The organism is Mesorhizobium sp. WSM4983 (assembly GCF_029625765.1).
Taxonomy (GTDB): domain Bacteria; phylum Pseudomonadota; class Alphaproteobacteria; order Rhizobiales; family Rhizobiaceae; genus Mesorhizobium.
The window spans coordinates 54714-68838 of sequence record NZ_JARTVM010000006.1 but is presented as its reverse complement, the minus strand read 5'-3'; the positions used below and the strand labels follow the sequence as shown (position 1 = coordinate 68838).

The following is a 14125-nucleotide window of genomic DNA, read 5'->3' as shown; positions in this document are numbered from 1 at the left end:
GAGACTCTACACGTGCCATTTGCATTTGCCGACATTCCCGATCTGGGTGCCGCCCCCACCGCTTCCGACGTGGTTTTGAAGTTCATCCGCGGAGCAATCATATCCGGGTCGCTTGATGAGGGCGAACCGATCAGGCAAGACGACGTCGCCCGCATGTTCAACATCAGCAAGATTCCGGTGCGCGAAGCTTTGAAGCGGCTCGAGGCAGAGGGATTCGTGGCATTTCAGCGAAACAAGGGCGCAATTGTCGCCAGCATGTCGGAACCGGAGATCGTGCAGATTTTCGAGGTCCGAGCCATGCTGGAATCGAACGCAATTCGGCTTTCCCTTCCTCACATGAACGAGCAGACCTTCGATAAAGCGCAAGCAAGTTGCGACTCCTTCGCGAAGGAAACCGACGTCGGCCGCTGGGCGGAACTAAATTGGGAGTTCCATTCCAGTCTTTATCTAGACGCCGGGCGACCATATCTGCTCCGCATGATCCGGTCGGTTAACGATCGCATCGAACGCTATCTGCGAGTTCAGCTGACGATTTCCGGCGGTCATGAGCTTGCGGATCGAGAACATCGCGAAATCCTGGCCGCCTGCCGCGCTGGCGAGACCGAACAGGCCGCAAAGTTGGTCTACGATCATATTATGAACGCCTGTCAATCGCTTCAGAAACACCTTGCGAACGGCAAGGTGCGCGCTGGCTGAGCCATTGGCTTGCTGTCAGTCACGATTGCCGACGGCCTTTGCCCATATTTTGTCAACTAACGGTATCAGGCAGCTTTTCCTCGCGCCGTGCGATCAAATCCTTGAGACCTTCGGCGATGCCGTCGTCGAGCTTCGGCTCCTGGTAGTCGGCGAGCATGTTGCGCGCCCTTTCGCGGCCGCGCGTGTCGTGATCCTTCGCGCCCTCGGCTGTCCATTGTTCGAAGGAATTGAAGTCCATGATGCTCGGCATGAAGAAGGCGCGCTCGAAATGCTCGAGCGTGTGCTGCGTGCCGAGGAAATGCCCTTGCGGGCCGACCTCGCGGATCGCCGCCATGGCTTCCTTGAAATCGTCGAAGGGGACGCCGCCGGCATATTTGTACCAGCCGACGAGCTGTTCGCAGTCGGTGGCGAATTTCGAATAGCCGCAAGTAAGGCCCGCCTCGAGCCAGCCGGCCGAGTGCCAGATGTAATTGGCGCCGGCGAGGATCGCGGCATGCATAAGCATGTTCGCCTCATAGCCGGCCTGCGCGTCGTTGAGCTTGGAGCCGACATGGAAGCCCGAGGTGCGCCACGGCAGTTTGTATTTCCGCGCCAGCGCGCCCATCAGATACATCATCTGCGCGGCCTCCGGCGTGCCCCCCATCGGGGCGCCGGTCTTCATGTCCACCGTCACCATGAACTGGCCATAGATCTGCGGCGAGCCGGGACGGATGAGCTGGGTGAAGGCCACACCGGCGAGCGCCTCGGCATTCACCTGCGCGACCGCGCCGACGGCGGAGGCCGAGGTCGAGGCGCCGCAGAGCGCGAACGGTGCCAGGATCAGCGGCTGGTTGTGGCGGGCATAGACCCGCATGGCGTCAAGCATGGTGGCGTCCCACACCAGCGGCGAATTGCAATTGGTGATCGCCACCAGCACCGGATTGTCGCGCACGAACTCCTCGCCGAACACGATCGCAGCCATCGCCATCGTGTCTTCGGCCCGCTCCTTCGACGTCACGATGCCCATGAACGGCTTGTCGGAGTGCTTGAGCGCCGAATGAATGATGTGGAGGTGCCGCTTCGGCACCGGGATCTCCATCGGCTCGCAGATGATCGAGCTCGACGAATGCAGCGCCGGCGCCATGTAGGCGAGCTTGTGGAAATTGTTGAGGTCGTTCAGCGTGCCGTAGCGCCGCTTGTTGTCGAGGTCGCGCACATAGGGCGCGCCATACATCGGCACGAAGATCGAGTTCTTGCCGCCGACGCGAACCGTACGCTCGGGGTTGCGCGCATTGAGCGTGAATTCCGGCGGGACCTTCGAGACGAGCTCCATCAGCAGCGCGCGATCGATGCGGACGCGTGTGTCCTTGACGTCGGCGCCCGCAGCCTTCCAGAGCGCGATCGCCTCGTCGTCGCGGAACTCGCAGCCAACCTCCTCGAGGATTTTGAGCGACTCCTCGTGGATCAGCTCCACAGCCTCGTCGGGCACGATCTCATAGGCCGGAATCTGGCGAACGAGCGTCGGGAAAGACGCGACCGGCGCGCTTCTCAGCGCCTTGCGCCCAAGGCGGCCGCCGCCGCGACGGTGGGTCGGCTCAGTCAATTCAGCGGCCGGTGCGTTCATGTTGTCTCCTTCATCCCGCCCGACCAAGTTAGCGACACGAAATATGGATGTGACGCTGGAAAATCCTGATCTCTTGTATAAGCTGCGCTTATGCGAAGCCTGCGCCACCTCCTGCCCTCGGCCGGCAGCCTCGTCGTCTTCGAGGCGGCAGGCCGGCTGTCGAGCTTCACCGCGGCCGGGCGCGAGCTCGGCATGACCCAGGCGGCCGTATCCTATGCGGTGCGCGGACTGGAGGAACAGCTCGGCGCCAAGCTGTTTCAGCGCCGCCACCGCCAGGTGCTCCTGACCGAGGCCGGCGAGCGCTTCCACGCGGACGTCTCGCTGGGGTTGTCGCATATCCGCAAATCTGCCGAGGACCTTCGCCTGCAGGCGACCGGCGGCCATGTGACCCTTGCCGCCTCGACGGCCTTCGGCTCGTTCTGGATGATGCCGCGACTGCAGCAGTTCCGCGACCAACTGCCGGGCATCGACCTGCGCATCCAGACCGCCGACCGCGACCTCGACATCATCGCCGAGGGCATTCCGCTCGGCGTGCGCGGCGGTGTGCCGCGCGACTGGCCGGACTATCACTCGCTGTCGCTGTCCGACGAAGAGATCTTCCCCGTCGCGGGACCGAGCTATCTCGCCAAATTCGGCATGCCGAAGACGGTGGAGGAACTGGCCACCCACCGGCTGATCCATCTCGAGGAGCCCTATCGCGAGGCGCCGAACTGGGACGAATGGTTCGCGTCGGCCGGAACCAGCCTGCGCAATGCCGAGCGCGGCCTGCGCATCAACGACTATGCCCTGGTGATCCAGGCGGTGATGGAAGGGCAAGGCATCTCGCTTGGCTGGCGGCATCTGGTCGAGCGGCTGGTGGCATCAGGGCTGCTGGTGCCGGTGACCGACCATGTGATGAGGACCGGCATCGGCTTCCACGTCATCTGGCCGAAGAACCGCGAGCTCAGCGACAACGCGCGCAAGGTCAGGGACTGGCTGGTGGCGCAGGCATGAAGTAGCCCCTCCCCCACACCGTTCGAATCCGCCTATAATCCTCGGATGCCCATTCGCCAGCTTTCCGAAACGATGATCAACCAGATCGCCGCCGGCGAGGTCATCGAGCGTCCCGCAAGCGTGGTGAAGGAGTTGGTCGAGAATGCGCTCGACGCCGGCGCGTCGCGCGTCGAGATCGTCACCGCCGGCGGCGGGCTCTCGCTCATCCGCGTCACCGATGACGGCTCGGGCATTCCCGAGCGCGAACTGGCGCTGGCAGTTGCCCGACACTGCACGTCGAAGCTGTCGGACGATATCCACGACATCCGCTCGCTCGGATTCCGCGGCGAGGCGTTGCCGTCGATCGGCTCGGTGGCCAGGCTTTCGATCCGCTCGCGCACGGCCGCCGGCGACAGCGCGGCCGAGATCAGCATCGAGGGCGGCCGGGTGTCGGCCGTCAAGCCGGCGGCGGCCAACCGCGGCACCACCGTCGAAGTGCGCGACCTGTTCTTCGCCACGCCGGCACGGCTCAAATTCATGAAGGGCGAGCGCGCCGAATGCTCGGCCACCGGCGACGTGGTGAAGCGCATCGCCATCGCCTTCCCCGCCGTGCGCTTCACGCTTGCCGGTTCCGACCGCTCGACGCTGGAGCTGCCGGCGACCGGCGGCACGCCGGAGGGCCGGCTCGCCCGCATCGCGCAAGTGATGGGCGCCGACTTTCCCGACAATGCCATTGCCATCGATGCCATGCGCGACGGCGTGCATCTTGCCGGTCATGTCTCGATCCCTTCCTACACCCGCGCCAACGCGCTGCAGCAATATGCCTATGTCAACGGCCGGCCGGTGCGCGACAAGCTGATCGCCGGCGCGATCCGCGGCGCTTTCGCCGACGTGCTGCCGCGCGACCGGCATGCGGTGACCGTGCTGTTCCTTTCGCTCGATCCGGCAACCGTCGACGTCAACGTCCACCCGGCCAAGGCCGATGTGCGCTTCCGCGATCCGGGCCTGGTGCGCGGGTTGATTGTCGGCGCCATCCGCGAGGCGATGGCCGGCGCCGGCATCCGGGCCGCGACCACCGGCGCGGCCGGCATGATGGCGGCTTTCCGGCCCGGCGCGGCGTCCTATTCGCATCCCGGACCGGCCAATGGCCACCGCAGCTATGAGGCCGCTTTTCGCGCCTCCGGCTCCAGCTTCGACCACGGTTCGAATTTGGCGCGCTCGCCGCAGCGGCCGCTCGACATGGGCGAAGCGCGGCCGGCGCGAGGCGGCTTCGCCGAGAACGATCAGGCTGCCTTCGACACCGGGCCGCTGGCAAGCGCCGACGCGCGGGCGGGCATCGCCGGGCCGGCCGAGGCGCTGCTCGGCACGGTGCTGGGCGCGGCGCGCGCTCAGGTGCATGAGAACTATATCGTCGCCCAAACCCGGGACTCGCTGATCATCGTCGACCAGCATGCCGCACATGAGCGGCTGGTCTACGAGGCCTTGAAGAACGCGCTGCACTCTCGCGCCGTGCCTTCGCAGATGCTGCTTTTGCCCGAGATCGTCGACCTTCCGGAAGAGGATGCCGAACGGCTGGCGATGCATTCCGAGACACTGGCCAAATTCGGCCTCGGCCTGGAGCGCTTCGGCCCGGGCGCGGTGGCGGTGCGCGAGACGCCGTCGATGCTCGGCGAAACCAATGTGCAGCAACTGGTGCGTGACCTCGCCGACGAGATCGCCGACAACGACACGGTCGAGACGCTGAAGGAACGGCTGGACAGAATAGCCGCGACCATGGCCTGTCACGGCTCGGTGCGCTCGGGCCGCCTGCTCAAGGCCGAGGAGATGAACGCGCTGCTGCGCCAAATGGAGGCGACTCCCGGCTCCGGCACCTGCAACCATGGCAGGCCGACCTATATTGAGCTGAAACTCGCCGACATTGAAAGATTGTTCGGGCGAAGGTGAGCGCGCCAATTCCCCTCACCCAGCCTCGCTTCACTCCGCTGACTTCTCCCTATGGGGAGAGGAGACCTTCAGCGCCAGCACCAACCCGTTCTCGTGGCCGCGTAGCGGCCGGATGAGGGGCAAGAAAAGGGCCGCTCGAGGCGGCTCTTTCCTTTACTCAAGGCACCGGCCTCAACCCTTTGACTTACCGCTTCAAATTCACCACGATCACACCGCCGAGCGCCAGCGCGCCGCCGAGCATGCCGAGCAGAGTCGGTACTTCGCCGAGCCAGAAGAATCCAATCAGAGCGGAGGTCGGCGAGACCAGATAGAGGAAGTTCGAGGCGCGCGCGGCCGGCAGGCGCGACAGCGCGGTGGCCCAGGCGGCGTAGGCGATCAGGCTGGGCACAATGCCCAGATAGATGACGGCGCCGAGGCCGGCCATGTCGGCGACCGCAGCCTGCGAAAACGCTTCCGCCAGGAAGGGCGACAGGCAGAGCGCGCCGAGCACCATGTTGGAAGCGGCGATCGTCAGCGGATGGTGGCGGGCAAAGAGCGGCTTCTGGACGATGGTGTTGACGGCCGAGCAAAGGGCCGAGCCCAGCACCAGCAGCGCTCCGGTGTTGAAATGCAGGCCATGGCCGTCCGCCACCGCGATGATGCCGATGCCGGCAAACGAGATCACCGTGCCAAGCCAGGCCATGCCGGAAAAGCGCTCGCCGAGCAGCGCCATGGCCATGATGGCCGTGAAGATCGGGCTGACATTGATGATGAAGCCGGCGGCGCCCGCCGAGACGGTGAGCTCGCCGAAATTGAGCATGGCGGTGTAGAGCGCGACGAAGATGGCACCGCCGAAGCCGAAACGCCACAGCTCATCGATCCTCGGCAGCGCCGGACGCTTGACCGCAAGGAAGATCGCTGCCGGCACGGCCGCGATGGCGAAGCGCAGCGCCCCGAGTTCCAGCGGCTGGAAGGCGGCAAGGCCAGCGCGGATCGCCGGGAAGGCAGACGCCCAGCCGACCACCGTCAGCGCCACCGCGATCGCGGCCGTGGTGTCCATGCGCTGTGTCTCATTCAACGTGCCGGTGTACGCGCTCATTGCTGAATCCTCGTCCTTCAGTGTCATGGAGAGAGAAAACGCCATTGCCCGCCGATTGACAAACGAGCAATTCGAGGGTCAGCTGTGAGCATGCTTCACAGCTCTGACCAGCTATTGCCGCTCGAGACTTTGCGCGCCTTCGACGCGGCGGCGCGGACCGGAAGCTTTTCCGCGGCGGCCGAAAGGCTCAACCTCACCCATGGCGCGATCAGCCGTCAGATCGCCAAGCTGGAGGACTGGCTCGGGCTCAAGGTGTTCGAGCGCAACGCGCGCGGCGTGACGCTGACCAATGAGGGCAACCGGCTGCACCTGCGCACCACAGAGGCCTTCGCGCTGATCTCGGTCAATTCCGACCGCTGGGTCGAGCCGCGCGGCACCGCGGTGGTGCGGCTGGCTTCGATCCCTTCGGTCAGCGGCCTTTGGCTGATGCCGCGCATGGCGGCGCTCGAAAACAACCCGACGCGGCTGCGCATCGTGCTCGACGTCGACAACCGCCAGGCCGACCTTGCCGACGAAGGCATCGACCTTTCGGTGCGCTGCGGGCGCGGCCGCATTCCGGGCCGCGTCTCGGTCCAGCTTTTCGAGGAGCACATCTTCCCGATCGCCTCGCCGGAGCTGGCGGAGGAGATCGGGCACGGCGACCCGGACCGGCTGCTCAAATTCCCGCTGATCAACGATTCCGACGCGTCCGCCTGGCGCGCCTGGTTCGCGGCACAGGGGGTCGATTATCGCCCGCGCCCGCAGGACCGGCGTTTCGAGGACTACAATCTGGTGCTCGACGCGGCGGCGCACGGGCTCGGCATCGCGCTGGCGCGGCCGCCGCTGACGGCAGACCAGTTGAAGTCGGGCCGGATTGTTCCCGTTGACGAGCGGGTCGCGCTCAATCCGGTGTCCTACTGGCTCGACCGCCCGGTCGGCCGGCCGCGCGCGGCCGCCGCTGATCTCGCCCGACGCATCGCCGAACAGGCGGGCCTGGCGCCGGAGAAGCTCGAAGCCTTCCTGCAGGACGAGGGCTAGATCGCCCGGATCAGCGAAGCAGCATCAGCACGATCGTGGTCGTCGCAGCCGAGACGACGGCCGTCACGATCGATATCATCCACAGCGGCGTCTGGCCGGGTTCGGATCGCGGGGCATGGCCGGGGCTGCGAACGCCGCCGCGCGGCGGCGCATTGGCGTTGGCCGCTAGCAGCACTCCGGACGCAAGCGCCGGCGAGAACAAAGAGGGCGCCGCCGCCACGACCCTTGCGGTGCCATCGGCGGCCGGCGGTGGAACCTGGGGCAGCGCCCGCGAAAGCTGATCGGCGTCAGCCGCCGACCTGCCAACCGGAGACTTCGTCGAGGCGCCATCAGGGCCGGCATCGGATTCCAGGACGGCTCTGTAGGCGTTCTCGATCTCGGCCGAGGACAGACGCTGAGTTGGTCGAGCGGCCGGCAACGTGCCGTTCAGCGCCTGCGCGGCCACCTGTGCGGAGGACACGACGGACGGCGCCGGCGGCGGCTGGACGAGCGCCTTGACCAGCGCCGCGGTCGCAGGTTCGGCCTTGGGCGACGGCACCGGCTGCGGCGCCAGCGCCTCTTTCAGCAGCGACGTCACGCTGGCATTGGTGATGTCCATGGCGCTTCCCGACAACCATTGTGCCAACCGGCATACTACATGAGCATTGCGCCAAGCTTGACCTTGCCTTCGATTTGTGGCGATTGAACCCCTATGAACCTATGCGCCATTCCATGATGAACCGTTTTGAAGGCCCCGGCGGCAAGGAAGCGCGCATCCGCTATCTCGACGGCGACTTCCAGGTGACGAGCCCCGGCGCGTTCGTGCGCTGCGCGGTGACCGGCGAGAGCATTCCGCTGGACGAGCTCAAATATTGGAGCGTCGCCAGGCAGGAGCCATATGTGAACGCGGCAGCGTCGCTGCGGCGTGAGATCGAGACGCATCCGGAACTGCGCAAGCGGGGGTAGAACCTCCTAGGATGAGGACGGTCTCATCTTGCGCTGCCGCCATGCATCCAGCGTCTCATTGATGATGCGCTCCGGCACGTGGTCGATCTCGAACACGGCGTCGATCTCAAGCACGTCGAGCTGCTCCAGGAAGCCGGCGGGTGCGGCGCCGTGGCGAAGCCGCGCGGCATCCTTTGCCGTGGTGACAAGCCGAAGCCCCTCGCGCTTGGCAAGCGCCGCGAGATCGGCAAGCTCGTCCGCGGCGTAGAAATGATGATCGGGAAAAGCACGCGACAGCGCGACCTCGCCGCCGGCGCCGCGCAGCGTATCAAAGAATTTTTCCGGATGGCCGATGCCGGCAAAGGCAAGGAAGCGCCCGCCGGCAAAGCGCGCCGGGTTCGCCGGCTCGACATGGGCCAAAAAGATCGGCCGGCCGGCGCGCGCCGCCTGGCGCACCACCGTATCGGCGGCGCTCCCCTCGCCCATCTTCAGCAAGCCGCCGGTGAACACCAGTTGATCAACGATCTTGGCCCGGAGCGGGCCGCCCGGAATGACGCGGCCATTGCCGATGCCGAAACGCGCGTCGACCACGACCAGCGCGTAGTCGATATGGATGCGCGCCGACTGGAAACCGTCATCCATGATCAGGAAGTCGCAGCCATGCTCTGCCGTCAGCAGTTTGGCGCCGGCGGCGCGGTTGGCCGTCACCGCGACCGGCGCATGTTCGGCAAGCAGCAGCGGCTCGTCGCCGACATGCTTGGCCGCGTCGTGATGCGCATCGACGACATGCGGCTTGGCGAAGGAACCGCCATGGCCGCGCGACAGGAAGCCGGGCGTGAGCTGCATGCGCTTTGCCTGTTTAGCCAGCGCGATGGCGACCGGCGTCTTGCCGCTGCCGCCAACGGTGAAGTTGCCGACGCACAGCACAGGTGCCGCGACCTTCTCGCGCGGCGCGCGCCGCATGCGGCGCCCAGCCACCATTCCATACATCGCGGACACCGGCGAAAGCGCCAGCACGCGCCAGTCCGGCTTTTCCCACCAGAAGGGCGGCGCTTCGCTGGTCATGGCGCGACTTCCATGGCGCATGACCCTTTCCAAAGATCGGATCCGAATTTTTGGGCCATGCGCTAGCGCCCGTTGGCGCCTTTCAGGCGCGCCTTGACGACCAGCGGCTGGATGTAGGGTTCGAGCGACTTCAGCGTGCGCTGAAGCGCGCCGCGCATCTCGTCGACGGTCGCCGCGCCCGCCGCCATCATCTCGTGGCGCACCGCCTCGTTGGTCAAAAGGAAATTGACGGCGCCGGCCAGCATGTCGCGGTCGCGCACCAGCTTGGCGCCGCCGCGATCGAGCAGGCGCTGATAGGCTTCGCGGAAATTCTGCACGTTGCGGCCGGCCAGCACCGCCGTGTCGAGCATCGCCGGCTCCAGCGGGTTCTGGCCGCCCTCGGAGGTCAGCGAGCGGCCGACGAAGGCGATCTCGGTCAGCCTTAGATAAAGTCCCATCTCGCCGATCGTGTCGCCGAGCAGGATATCGGTGTCGGACGTGATGCGGTCGCCCTTGCTGCGGCGCGCGACTTTCAGCCCCATGCCGGAGATCTGCGCGGCCAGCGCGTCCGCGCGGTCGGGATGGCGGGGCACGACGATGGTCAACAGTCCAGGGTGGCGCTTGTGCAAGGTCGCATGGACTTCCGCCGCGGCGACCTCCTCCCCGTCATGGGTCGAGATCGCCGCCCAGGTCGGGCGCAAGCCGATCTGGCGCTGCAGGATCGCCAGCGCCCGCTCGTCGACCGGCGGCGGGTTGGTGTCCACCTTGAGATTGCCGGAAACGGTCACCGGCCGGGCGCCGAGGACGCGGAACCGCTCGCCGTCGACATCCGACTGGGCAACGACATGGGCAAGATTCTCGAACAGCGCCTCGGCGACGCCGGCGCGCTTCTTCCACGACCGGAAGGAACGGTCCGACAGCCGCCCGTTGACCAGGACCTGCGGCACGTTGCGCGCGCCGAGTTCCAGGATGGTCATCGGCCAGATCTCCGATTCGGCTATGATGGCCAGCTCCGGCAGCCAGTGATCGAGGAAGCGGCTTACCGCGGGCTTGAGGTCGAGCGGCACATATTGGTGGATGATGCGACTGCCAAGCCGCTCGTCGGCGACCTTGGCCGAGGTCACGGTGCCGGTCGTCAGCACGATGTTGACGCCGTAATCGAGAATGCTTTCGACCAGCGGCACGACGGCGATCGTCTCGCCGACGCTCGCGGCGTGGATCCAGATCACCGGTCCTTCCGGACGCGGACGGCCGGCGACGCCGTAGCGCTCGCGGCGGCGAACGCGGTCTTCCTTGCCGCGCGAGGCGCGCCAGGCGACATAGGGTCCGATCAGCGGATAGGCGACGGCCCCGGCGTAACGATAGGCGGTCAGGGCCGCGCGCGCCCAGCGCTCGCTCATTTGTCGCCGTCCACGAGGCGGTAGGCCTCGGCGGTTGCGGCGTTGAGCGAGGCCGTGACCTCCTGGCGCTTGCGCTCCATCTCGGCGTCGTCGGCGTTGAACGGCACGAAGACCGGCTGTCCGACAATAACGGCGGAGCGGCCGAACGGCAGGTTGATGGTGGTCTTGTCCCAGCTCTTTTCCAGCACCTTGCGGCGGCTGGTGGCGATCGCCGAAGGCAGGATCGGGCGCCCGGAAAGCCTGGCCAAAAGCACGATGCCCAGCCCCGCATCGCGCGGCGTGCCATGCGGAATGTCGGCGATCATCGCAACATTCTTGCCGGCCACGAGCGCTTTCTTGAGCGCAATCAAGGCTTTGGCGCCGCCTTTGTCGAGATGCCTCGAACTGTCGCGGCCACCCGAGCCGCGCACCGCGTCGATGCCGAATCTGTTCAGCATCAGCGCGTTGAGCTCGGCGTCGGCACTGCGCGAGACCATGGCGACCAGCGGCCGGCCCTTCGGATAGTAAGCCGGCGTCAAGAGATGCTGGCCATGCCACAGCGCGATGATGCCCGGTTCGAGATGCGCATAGGCGCCGCCGGCGACCTGCGTCGACCCTTTCACCAGCGGGCTGGTGATGCGAATCAGCCGCACGAACCAGGCGAACAGGCTGGCGATGAAATTCTTGACGAATCGCGACTGGGCGAGCGGCTCTCGGATGCGGCGCCACAGCGTGCGAGTCCCGCCCCGCCCGGCGGCGCGCCCCGTCGCTCCTTTCACCGCTTCATGTTCCATCGATGTCAACCGGCTGCCTTTGTTTCCGGGTCGAGCAACCGGTGCAGGTGAACGACGAAATAGCGCATATGGGCATTGTCGACGCTGGCCTGCGCCTTCGCCTTCCACGCGGCGTGCGCCGATTGATAGTCGGGGTAGATGCCGACGATGTCGAGCGCATCCAGATCACGGAACTCGGTTCCACCCAGCTTTTTCAGCTCGCCGCCGAACACCAGGTGCAAAAGCTGTTTCTTTCCGTCTTCCACGGCCATGCCGATCCTTCGCAGATTCATGAATTTTGTGAAACGTTTAGACCAAAGCCGCCGATTTTGAAACCGTGGGCCGACTCACCCTTGATCAGCTCCGGCAATGACGCCGGCCAGGACACCCAGCAGTTCGCCGCTGCCGGCGGCGAGCGCGCCATGGTTGATCACCTCGCCGGCATAGCGCGGCGGCTTGCCGGTACGGTCGAGCAAGGCGCCGCCCGCTTCGCGGAGGATAAGGTCGGCGGCGGCGATGTCCCAGTCATGCGCGTTGGGCTTGACGAAGGTCGCGTCGAGCTTGCCGTTGGCGATCATCGCCAGCCGGTAGGCGAGTGAGGGTATGTAAGCGACGCGGCGCATCCGGGCTTGCCAGGAAGCGGGCATGCGCTCGACCAGCGGCTTCGGCCCGCCGATCTCGACGGTATCGCCGAGTTGGCGGACCTGGATGCGCTTGCCGTTGAGGAACGCGCCCTCGCCCGGCAGCGCCCAATAGGTCTCGCGCTTGGCCGGACATTCGAGCACGCCGGCCAGCGAGCGGCCATCCTCGACCACGGCGACGCTGACGCACCAGGAATGCAGGCCATCGAGAAAGCCGCGCGTGCCATCGATAGGGTCGACGACGAAAGTGCGGCGGGCCGACAGCCTGGCATGATCGTCGGCGGTTTCTTCGGACAGCCAGCCATAATTCGGCCGCGCCTTGAGCAGGGTCTCGCGCAGATAGGCGTCGGCCGCATGGTCGGCTTCGCTGACCGGCGAGGTCCCGCCCTTCATCCACACCTGGGGGTTTTGACCGAAATAGCGCATGGCGATGGTGCCCGCCTCCCGGGCGGCGTCGCGCAGCAGAGCAAGGTCTTCGTGCGTCTCGGCTGAGATGACCATGTCAGGCGCCGGCAAGGGTCATCCCCTCGATCAGCAGCGTCGGCGCGGCAGTGCCGAAATTGCGGTCGAGATCGCTCGCCGGCACCATGTTGAGGAACATGGTCTTCAAATTGGAGGCGATCGTCACCTCGGCCACCGGATAGGCAAGCGCGCCGTTCTCGATCCAGAAGCCGGAGGCGCCACGGCTGTATTCGCCGGTCACCATGTCGACGCCCTGGCCGAAGACCTCGGTGACGTAGAAGCCGCGCTGCAGCGAGGCGATCAGCTCCTCCGGCGCGCGATCGCCGGGCTCGATGGCCAGATTGGTCGAGGACGGCGAAACCGAAGAGCCGCTGCGCGAGCCACGGCCGTTGGTGACGAGACCAAGCTCGCGCGCGGCCGAGGTCGACAGAAACCAGTGGTTGAGCACGCCTCTGTCGACCATCAACAGCTTGTCGCCCTCGACGCCTTCGCCGTCGAAGGGCCGCGACGCCTGGCCGCGACGCCGCAGCGGCTCGTCGGTGACGGTGATCTCGCTTGAGGCTACCTGCTTTCCCATCATGTCGCGCAGGAAGCTGGTCTTGCGCGCCACCGCGGCGCCGTTGATGGCGCCGGCGAGATGGCCGGCAATGCCGCGCGCAACACGCGGGTCGAACACGACGTCGACCGGGCCCGTCGCCGCCTTGCGGGCGCCGAGGCGGCGCACGGCGCGTTCGCCGGCCTTGCGGCCGATCTCCTCCGGCGCGTCGAGATCGGCGAAATGCTGGCGCGAGGAGAATTCATAGTCGCGTTCCATCGCCGTGCCTTGGCCTGCAATGACGCTGGTCGAGCGCGAAAAGCGCGACGCGACATATTGGCCGACAAAGCCATGCGAGGTCGCAAGCACCAGGCCGCCAAGGCCGGCGCTGGCGCTGCTGCCGGAGGAATTGGTGACGCCCTTGACGGCAAGGGCCGCCGCTTCCGCTGCCAGCGCCGCCTCCTTGAGCTGATCGGCCGACACCTCGGTCGGATCGAAGAGGTCGAGATCACGCAAATTGCGGGCGAGCAGCGCCGAGTCGGCAAGGCCCTGGAACGGATCCTCGGGGGAGACTCTCGCCATGGCGACGGCGCGCTCGGCAAGCGCCTTCGGGTCGGAGGCGGCGGTGGCCGAGACGCTCGCCACGCGCTGGCCGACGAAGACGCGCAGCGACACGTCCTCGCTTTCCGACGATTCGGTGCCTTCGACCTTGCCCAGCCGCACCGACACGCCGGCCGAACGGGCGCGCACGGCGACCGCGTCGGCGGCGTCCGCCCCGGCGCGCTTGGCCGCCTCGACGAGCGCCGCGACGCGGCCGGTCAGTTTCCCTGCGTCGAGCGTGTTGGTCATGGTTAGTCCTGTTTGTTCAAGCTGTGCGGGAGGGCAGATGCTGCCGCACATCCATGGATGTCGGGCCGCCATCTCTGGAAGCCCGCACAATCGTTTGGATGCTGCTGCACCATCTATTGTTCCACCACCGCTTGTGCAATGGCGGATGCGGCAATCTCAAGGCAATCGCGGCCCTTCGCAGCGCACTGCCCCGCCGTAACCGCGTGAA

Annotated in this window: 14 protein-coding genes; 5 read left to right on the top strand and 9 right to left on the bottom strand. The window is 66.4% G+C overall.

Features of this window, described 5'->3' with window-relative positions:
• The first annotated feature begins 12 nt into the window (after nucleotides 1-12).
• Complete coding sequence (locus P9254_RS18055) at nucleotides 13-696, top strand: GntR family transcriptional regulator (protein ID WP_278056047.1); 684 nt, start codon at nucleotides 13-15, stop codon at nucleotides 694-696.
• Nucleotides 697-748: 52 nt separating this feature from the next.
• Here the strand turns inward: P9254_RS18055 and P9254_RS18050 are convergent, their stop codons facing one another.
• Complete coding sequence (locus tag P9254_RS18050; RefSeq protein WP_095801209.1) at nucleotides 749-2299, bottom strand: trimethylamine methyltransferase family protein; 1551 nt, start codon at nucleotides 2297-2299, stop codon at nucleotides 749-751.
• A 90-nt stretch (nucleotides 2300-2389) separates the two neighbouring features.
• Between P9254_RS18050 and P9254_RS18045 the strand changes: the two genes are divergently transcribed.
• Nucleotides 2390-3292, top strand: a complete 903-nt coding sequence (locus tag P9254_RS18045; protein WP_067000463.1) for a LysR substrate-binding domain-containing protein — start codon at nucleotides 2390-2392, stop codon at nucleotides 3290-3292.
• A gap of 45 nt (nucleotides 3293-3337) precedes the next feature.
• The gene (mutL, locus tag P9254_RS18040; protein ID WP_278056048.1) at nucleotides 3338-5215 is read left to right on the top strand and encodes a DNA mismatch repair endonuclease MutL; all 1878 of its coding nucleotides are present in this window, start codon (nucleotides 3338-3340) and stop codon (nucleotides 5213-5215) included.
• A gap of 184 nt (nucleotides 5216-5399) precedes the next feature.
• On the opposite strand, the gene P9254_RS18035 is transcribed toward mutL, so the two are convergent.
• Nucleotides 5400-6293, bottom strand: a complete 894-nt coding sequence (locus tag P9254_RS18035; protein ID WP_095801347.1) for a DMT family transporter — start codon at nucleotides 6291-6293, stop codon at nucleotides 5400-5402.
• A 90-nt stretch (nucleotides 6294-6383) separates the two neighbouring features.
• On the opposite strand from P9254_RS18035, the gene P9254_RS18030 reads away from it, so the two are divergent.
• Nucleotides 6384-7310: a LysR substrate-binding domain-containing protein gene (locus tag P9254_RS18030; protein WP_127335420.1), complete on the top strand. Its 927-nt coding sequence runs from the start codon at nucleotides 6384-6386 to the stop codon at nucleotides 7308-7310.
• 10 nt (nucleotides 7311-7320) lie between these two features.
• On the opposite strand, the gene P9254_RS18025 is transcribed toward P9254_RS18030, so the two are convergent.
• Nucleotides 7321-7908, bottom strand: a complete 588-nt coding sequence (locus P9254_RS18025) for a hypothetical protein (protein ID WP_278056052.1) — start codon at nucleotides 7906-7908, stop codon at nucleotides 7321-7323.
• Between the two features lie 113 nt (nucleotides 7909-8021).
• On the opposite strand from P9254_RS18025, the gene P9254_RS18020 reads away from it, so the two are divergent.
• The gene (locus P9254_RS18020) at nucleotides 8022-8255 is read left to right on the top strand and encodes a DUF2093 domain-containing protein (protein WP_278056054.1); all 234 of its coding nucleotides are present in this window, start codon (nucleotides 8022-8024) and stop codon (nucleotides 8253-8255) included.
• Between the two features lie 6 nt (nucleotides 8256-8261).
• Here the strand turns inward: P9254_RS18020 and lpxK are convergent, their stop codons facing one another.
• The 6 genes from lpxK to P9254_RS17990 form a co-directional block, all read right to left on the bottom strand.
• Nucleotides 8262-9299 (bottom strand): tetraacyldisaccharide 4'-kinase, encoded by a 1038-nt coding sequence (gene lpxK / locus P9254_RS18015; RefSeq protein ID WP_278056055.1) that lies wholly within the window; start codon nucleotides 9297-9299, stop codon nucleotides 8262-8264.
• 62 nt (nucleotides 9300-9361) lie between these two features.
• Entirely contained in the window at nucleotides 9362-10678 is a 1317-nt protein-coding gene (waaA, locus tag P9254_RS18010; protein ID WP_095824794.1) for a lipid IV(A) 3-deoxy-D-manno-octulosonic acid transferase, read from the bottom strand.
• On the bottom strand, nucleotides 10675-11451 hold the full coding sequence (locus P9254_RS18005) for a lysophospholipid acyltransferase family protein (protein ID WP_278056058.1): 777 nt from the start codon (nucleotides 11449-11451) through the stop codon (nucleotides 10675-10677). The genes waaA and P9254_RS18005 overlap by 4 nt, the downstream gene beginning before the upstream one ends.
• A gap of 5 nt (nucleotides 11452-11456) precedes the next feature.
• The gene (locus tag P9254_RS18000; protein WP_040973997.1) at nucleotides 11457-11702 is read right to left on the bottom strand and encodes a DUF4170 domain-containing protein; all 246 of its coding nucleotides are present in this window, start codon (nucleotides 11700-11702) and stop codon (nucleotides 11457-11459) included.
• A gap of 75 nt (nucleotides 11703-11777) precedes the next feature.
• Nucleotides 11778-12572 (bottom strand): 3'(2'),5'-bisphosphate nucleotidase CysQ, encoded by a 795-nt coding sequence (locus P9254_RS17995; RefSeq protein ID WP_128293274.1) that lies wholly within the window; start codon nucleotides 12570-12572, stop codon nucleotides 11778-11780.
• 1 nt (nucleotide 12573) lies between these two features.
• The gene (locus P9254_RS17990; protein WP_278056059.1) at nucleotides 12574-13917 is read right to left on the bottom strand and encodes a TldD/PmbA family protein; all 1344 of its coding nucleotides are present in this window, start codon (nucleotides 13915-13917) and stop codon (nucleotides 12574-12576) included.
• Between the last annotated feature and the right edge of the window lie 208 nt (nucleotides 13918-14125).

Coding starts and splice junctions, on each gene's coding strand:
- P9254_RS17990 (WP_278056059.1), bottom strand. CDS start 13,917: ATGACCAACACGCTCGACGCAGGGAAACTGACCGGCCGCGTCGCGGCG.
- P9254_RS18030 (WP_127335420.1), top strand. CDS start 6,384: ATGCTTCACAGCTCTGACCAGCTATTGCCGCTCGAGACTTTGCGCGCC.
- mutL (WP_278056048.1), top strand. CDS start 3,338: ATGCCCATTCGCCAGCTTTCCGAAACGATGATCAACCAGATCGCCGCC.
- P9254_RS18035 (WP_095801347.1), bottom strand. CDS start 6,293: ATGAGCGCGTACACCGGCACGTTGAATGAGACACAGCGCATGGACACC.
- P9254_RS18000 (WP_040973997.1), bottom strand. CDS start 11,702: ATGGCCGTGGAAGACGGAAAGAAACAGCTTTTGCACCTGGTGTTCGGC.
- P9254_RS18045 (WP_067000463.1), top strand. CDS start 2,390: ATGCGAAGCCTGCGCCACCTCCTGCCCTCGGCCGGCAGCCTCGTCGTC.
- P9254_RS18025 (WP_278056052.1), bottom strand. CDS start 7,908: ATGGACATCACCAATGCCAGCGTGACGTCGCTGCTGAAAGAGGCGCTG.
- P9254_RS17995 (WP_128293274.1), bottom strand. CDS start 12,572: ATGGTCATCTCAGCCGAGACGCACGAAGACCTTGCTCTGCTGCGCGAC.
- waaA (WP_095824794.1), bottom strand. CDS start 10,678: ATGAGCGAGCGCTGGGCGCGCGCGGCCCTGACCGCCTATCGTTACGCC.
- P9254_RS18020 (WP_278056054.1), top strand. CDS start 8,022: ATGATGAACCGTTTTGAAGGCCCCGGCGGCAAGGAAGCGCGCATCCGC.
- lpxK (WP_278056055.1), bottom strand. CDS start 9,299: ATGACCAGCGAAGCGCCGCCCTTCTGGTGGGAAAAGCCGGACTGGCGC.
- P9254_RS18050 (WP_095801209.1), bottom strand. CDS start 2,299: ATGAACGCACCGGCCGCTGAATTGACTGAGCCGACCCACCGTCGCGGC.
- P9254_RS18005 (WP_278056058.1), bottom strand. CDS start 11,451: ATGGAACATGAAGCGGTGAAAGGAGCGACGGGGCGCGCCGCCGGGCGG.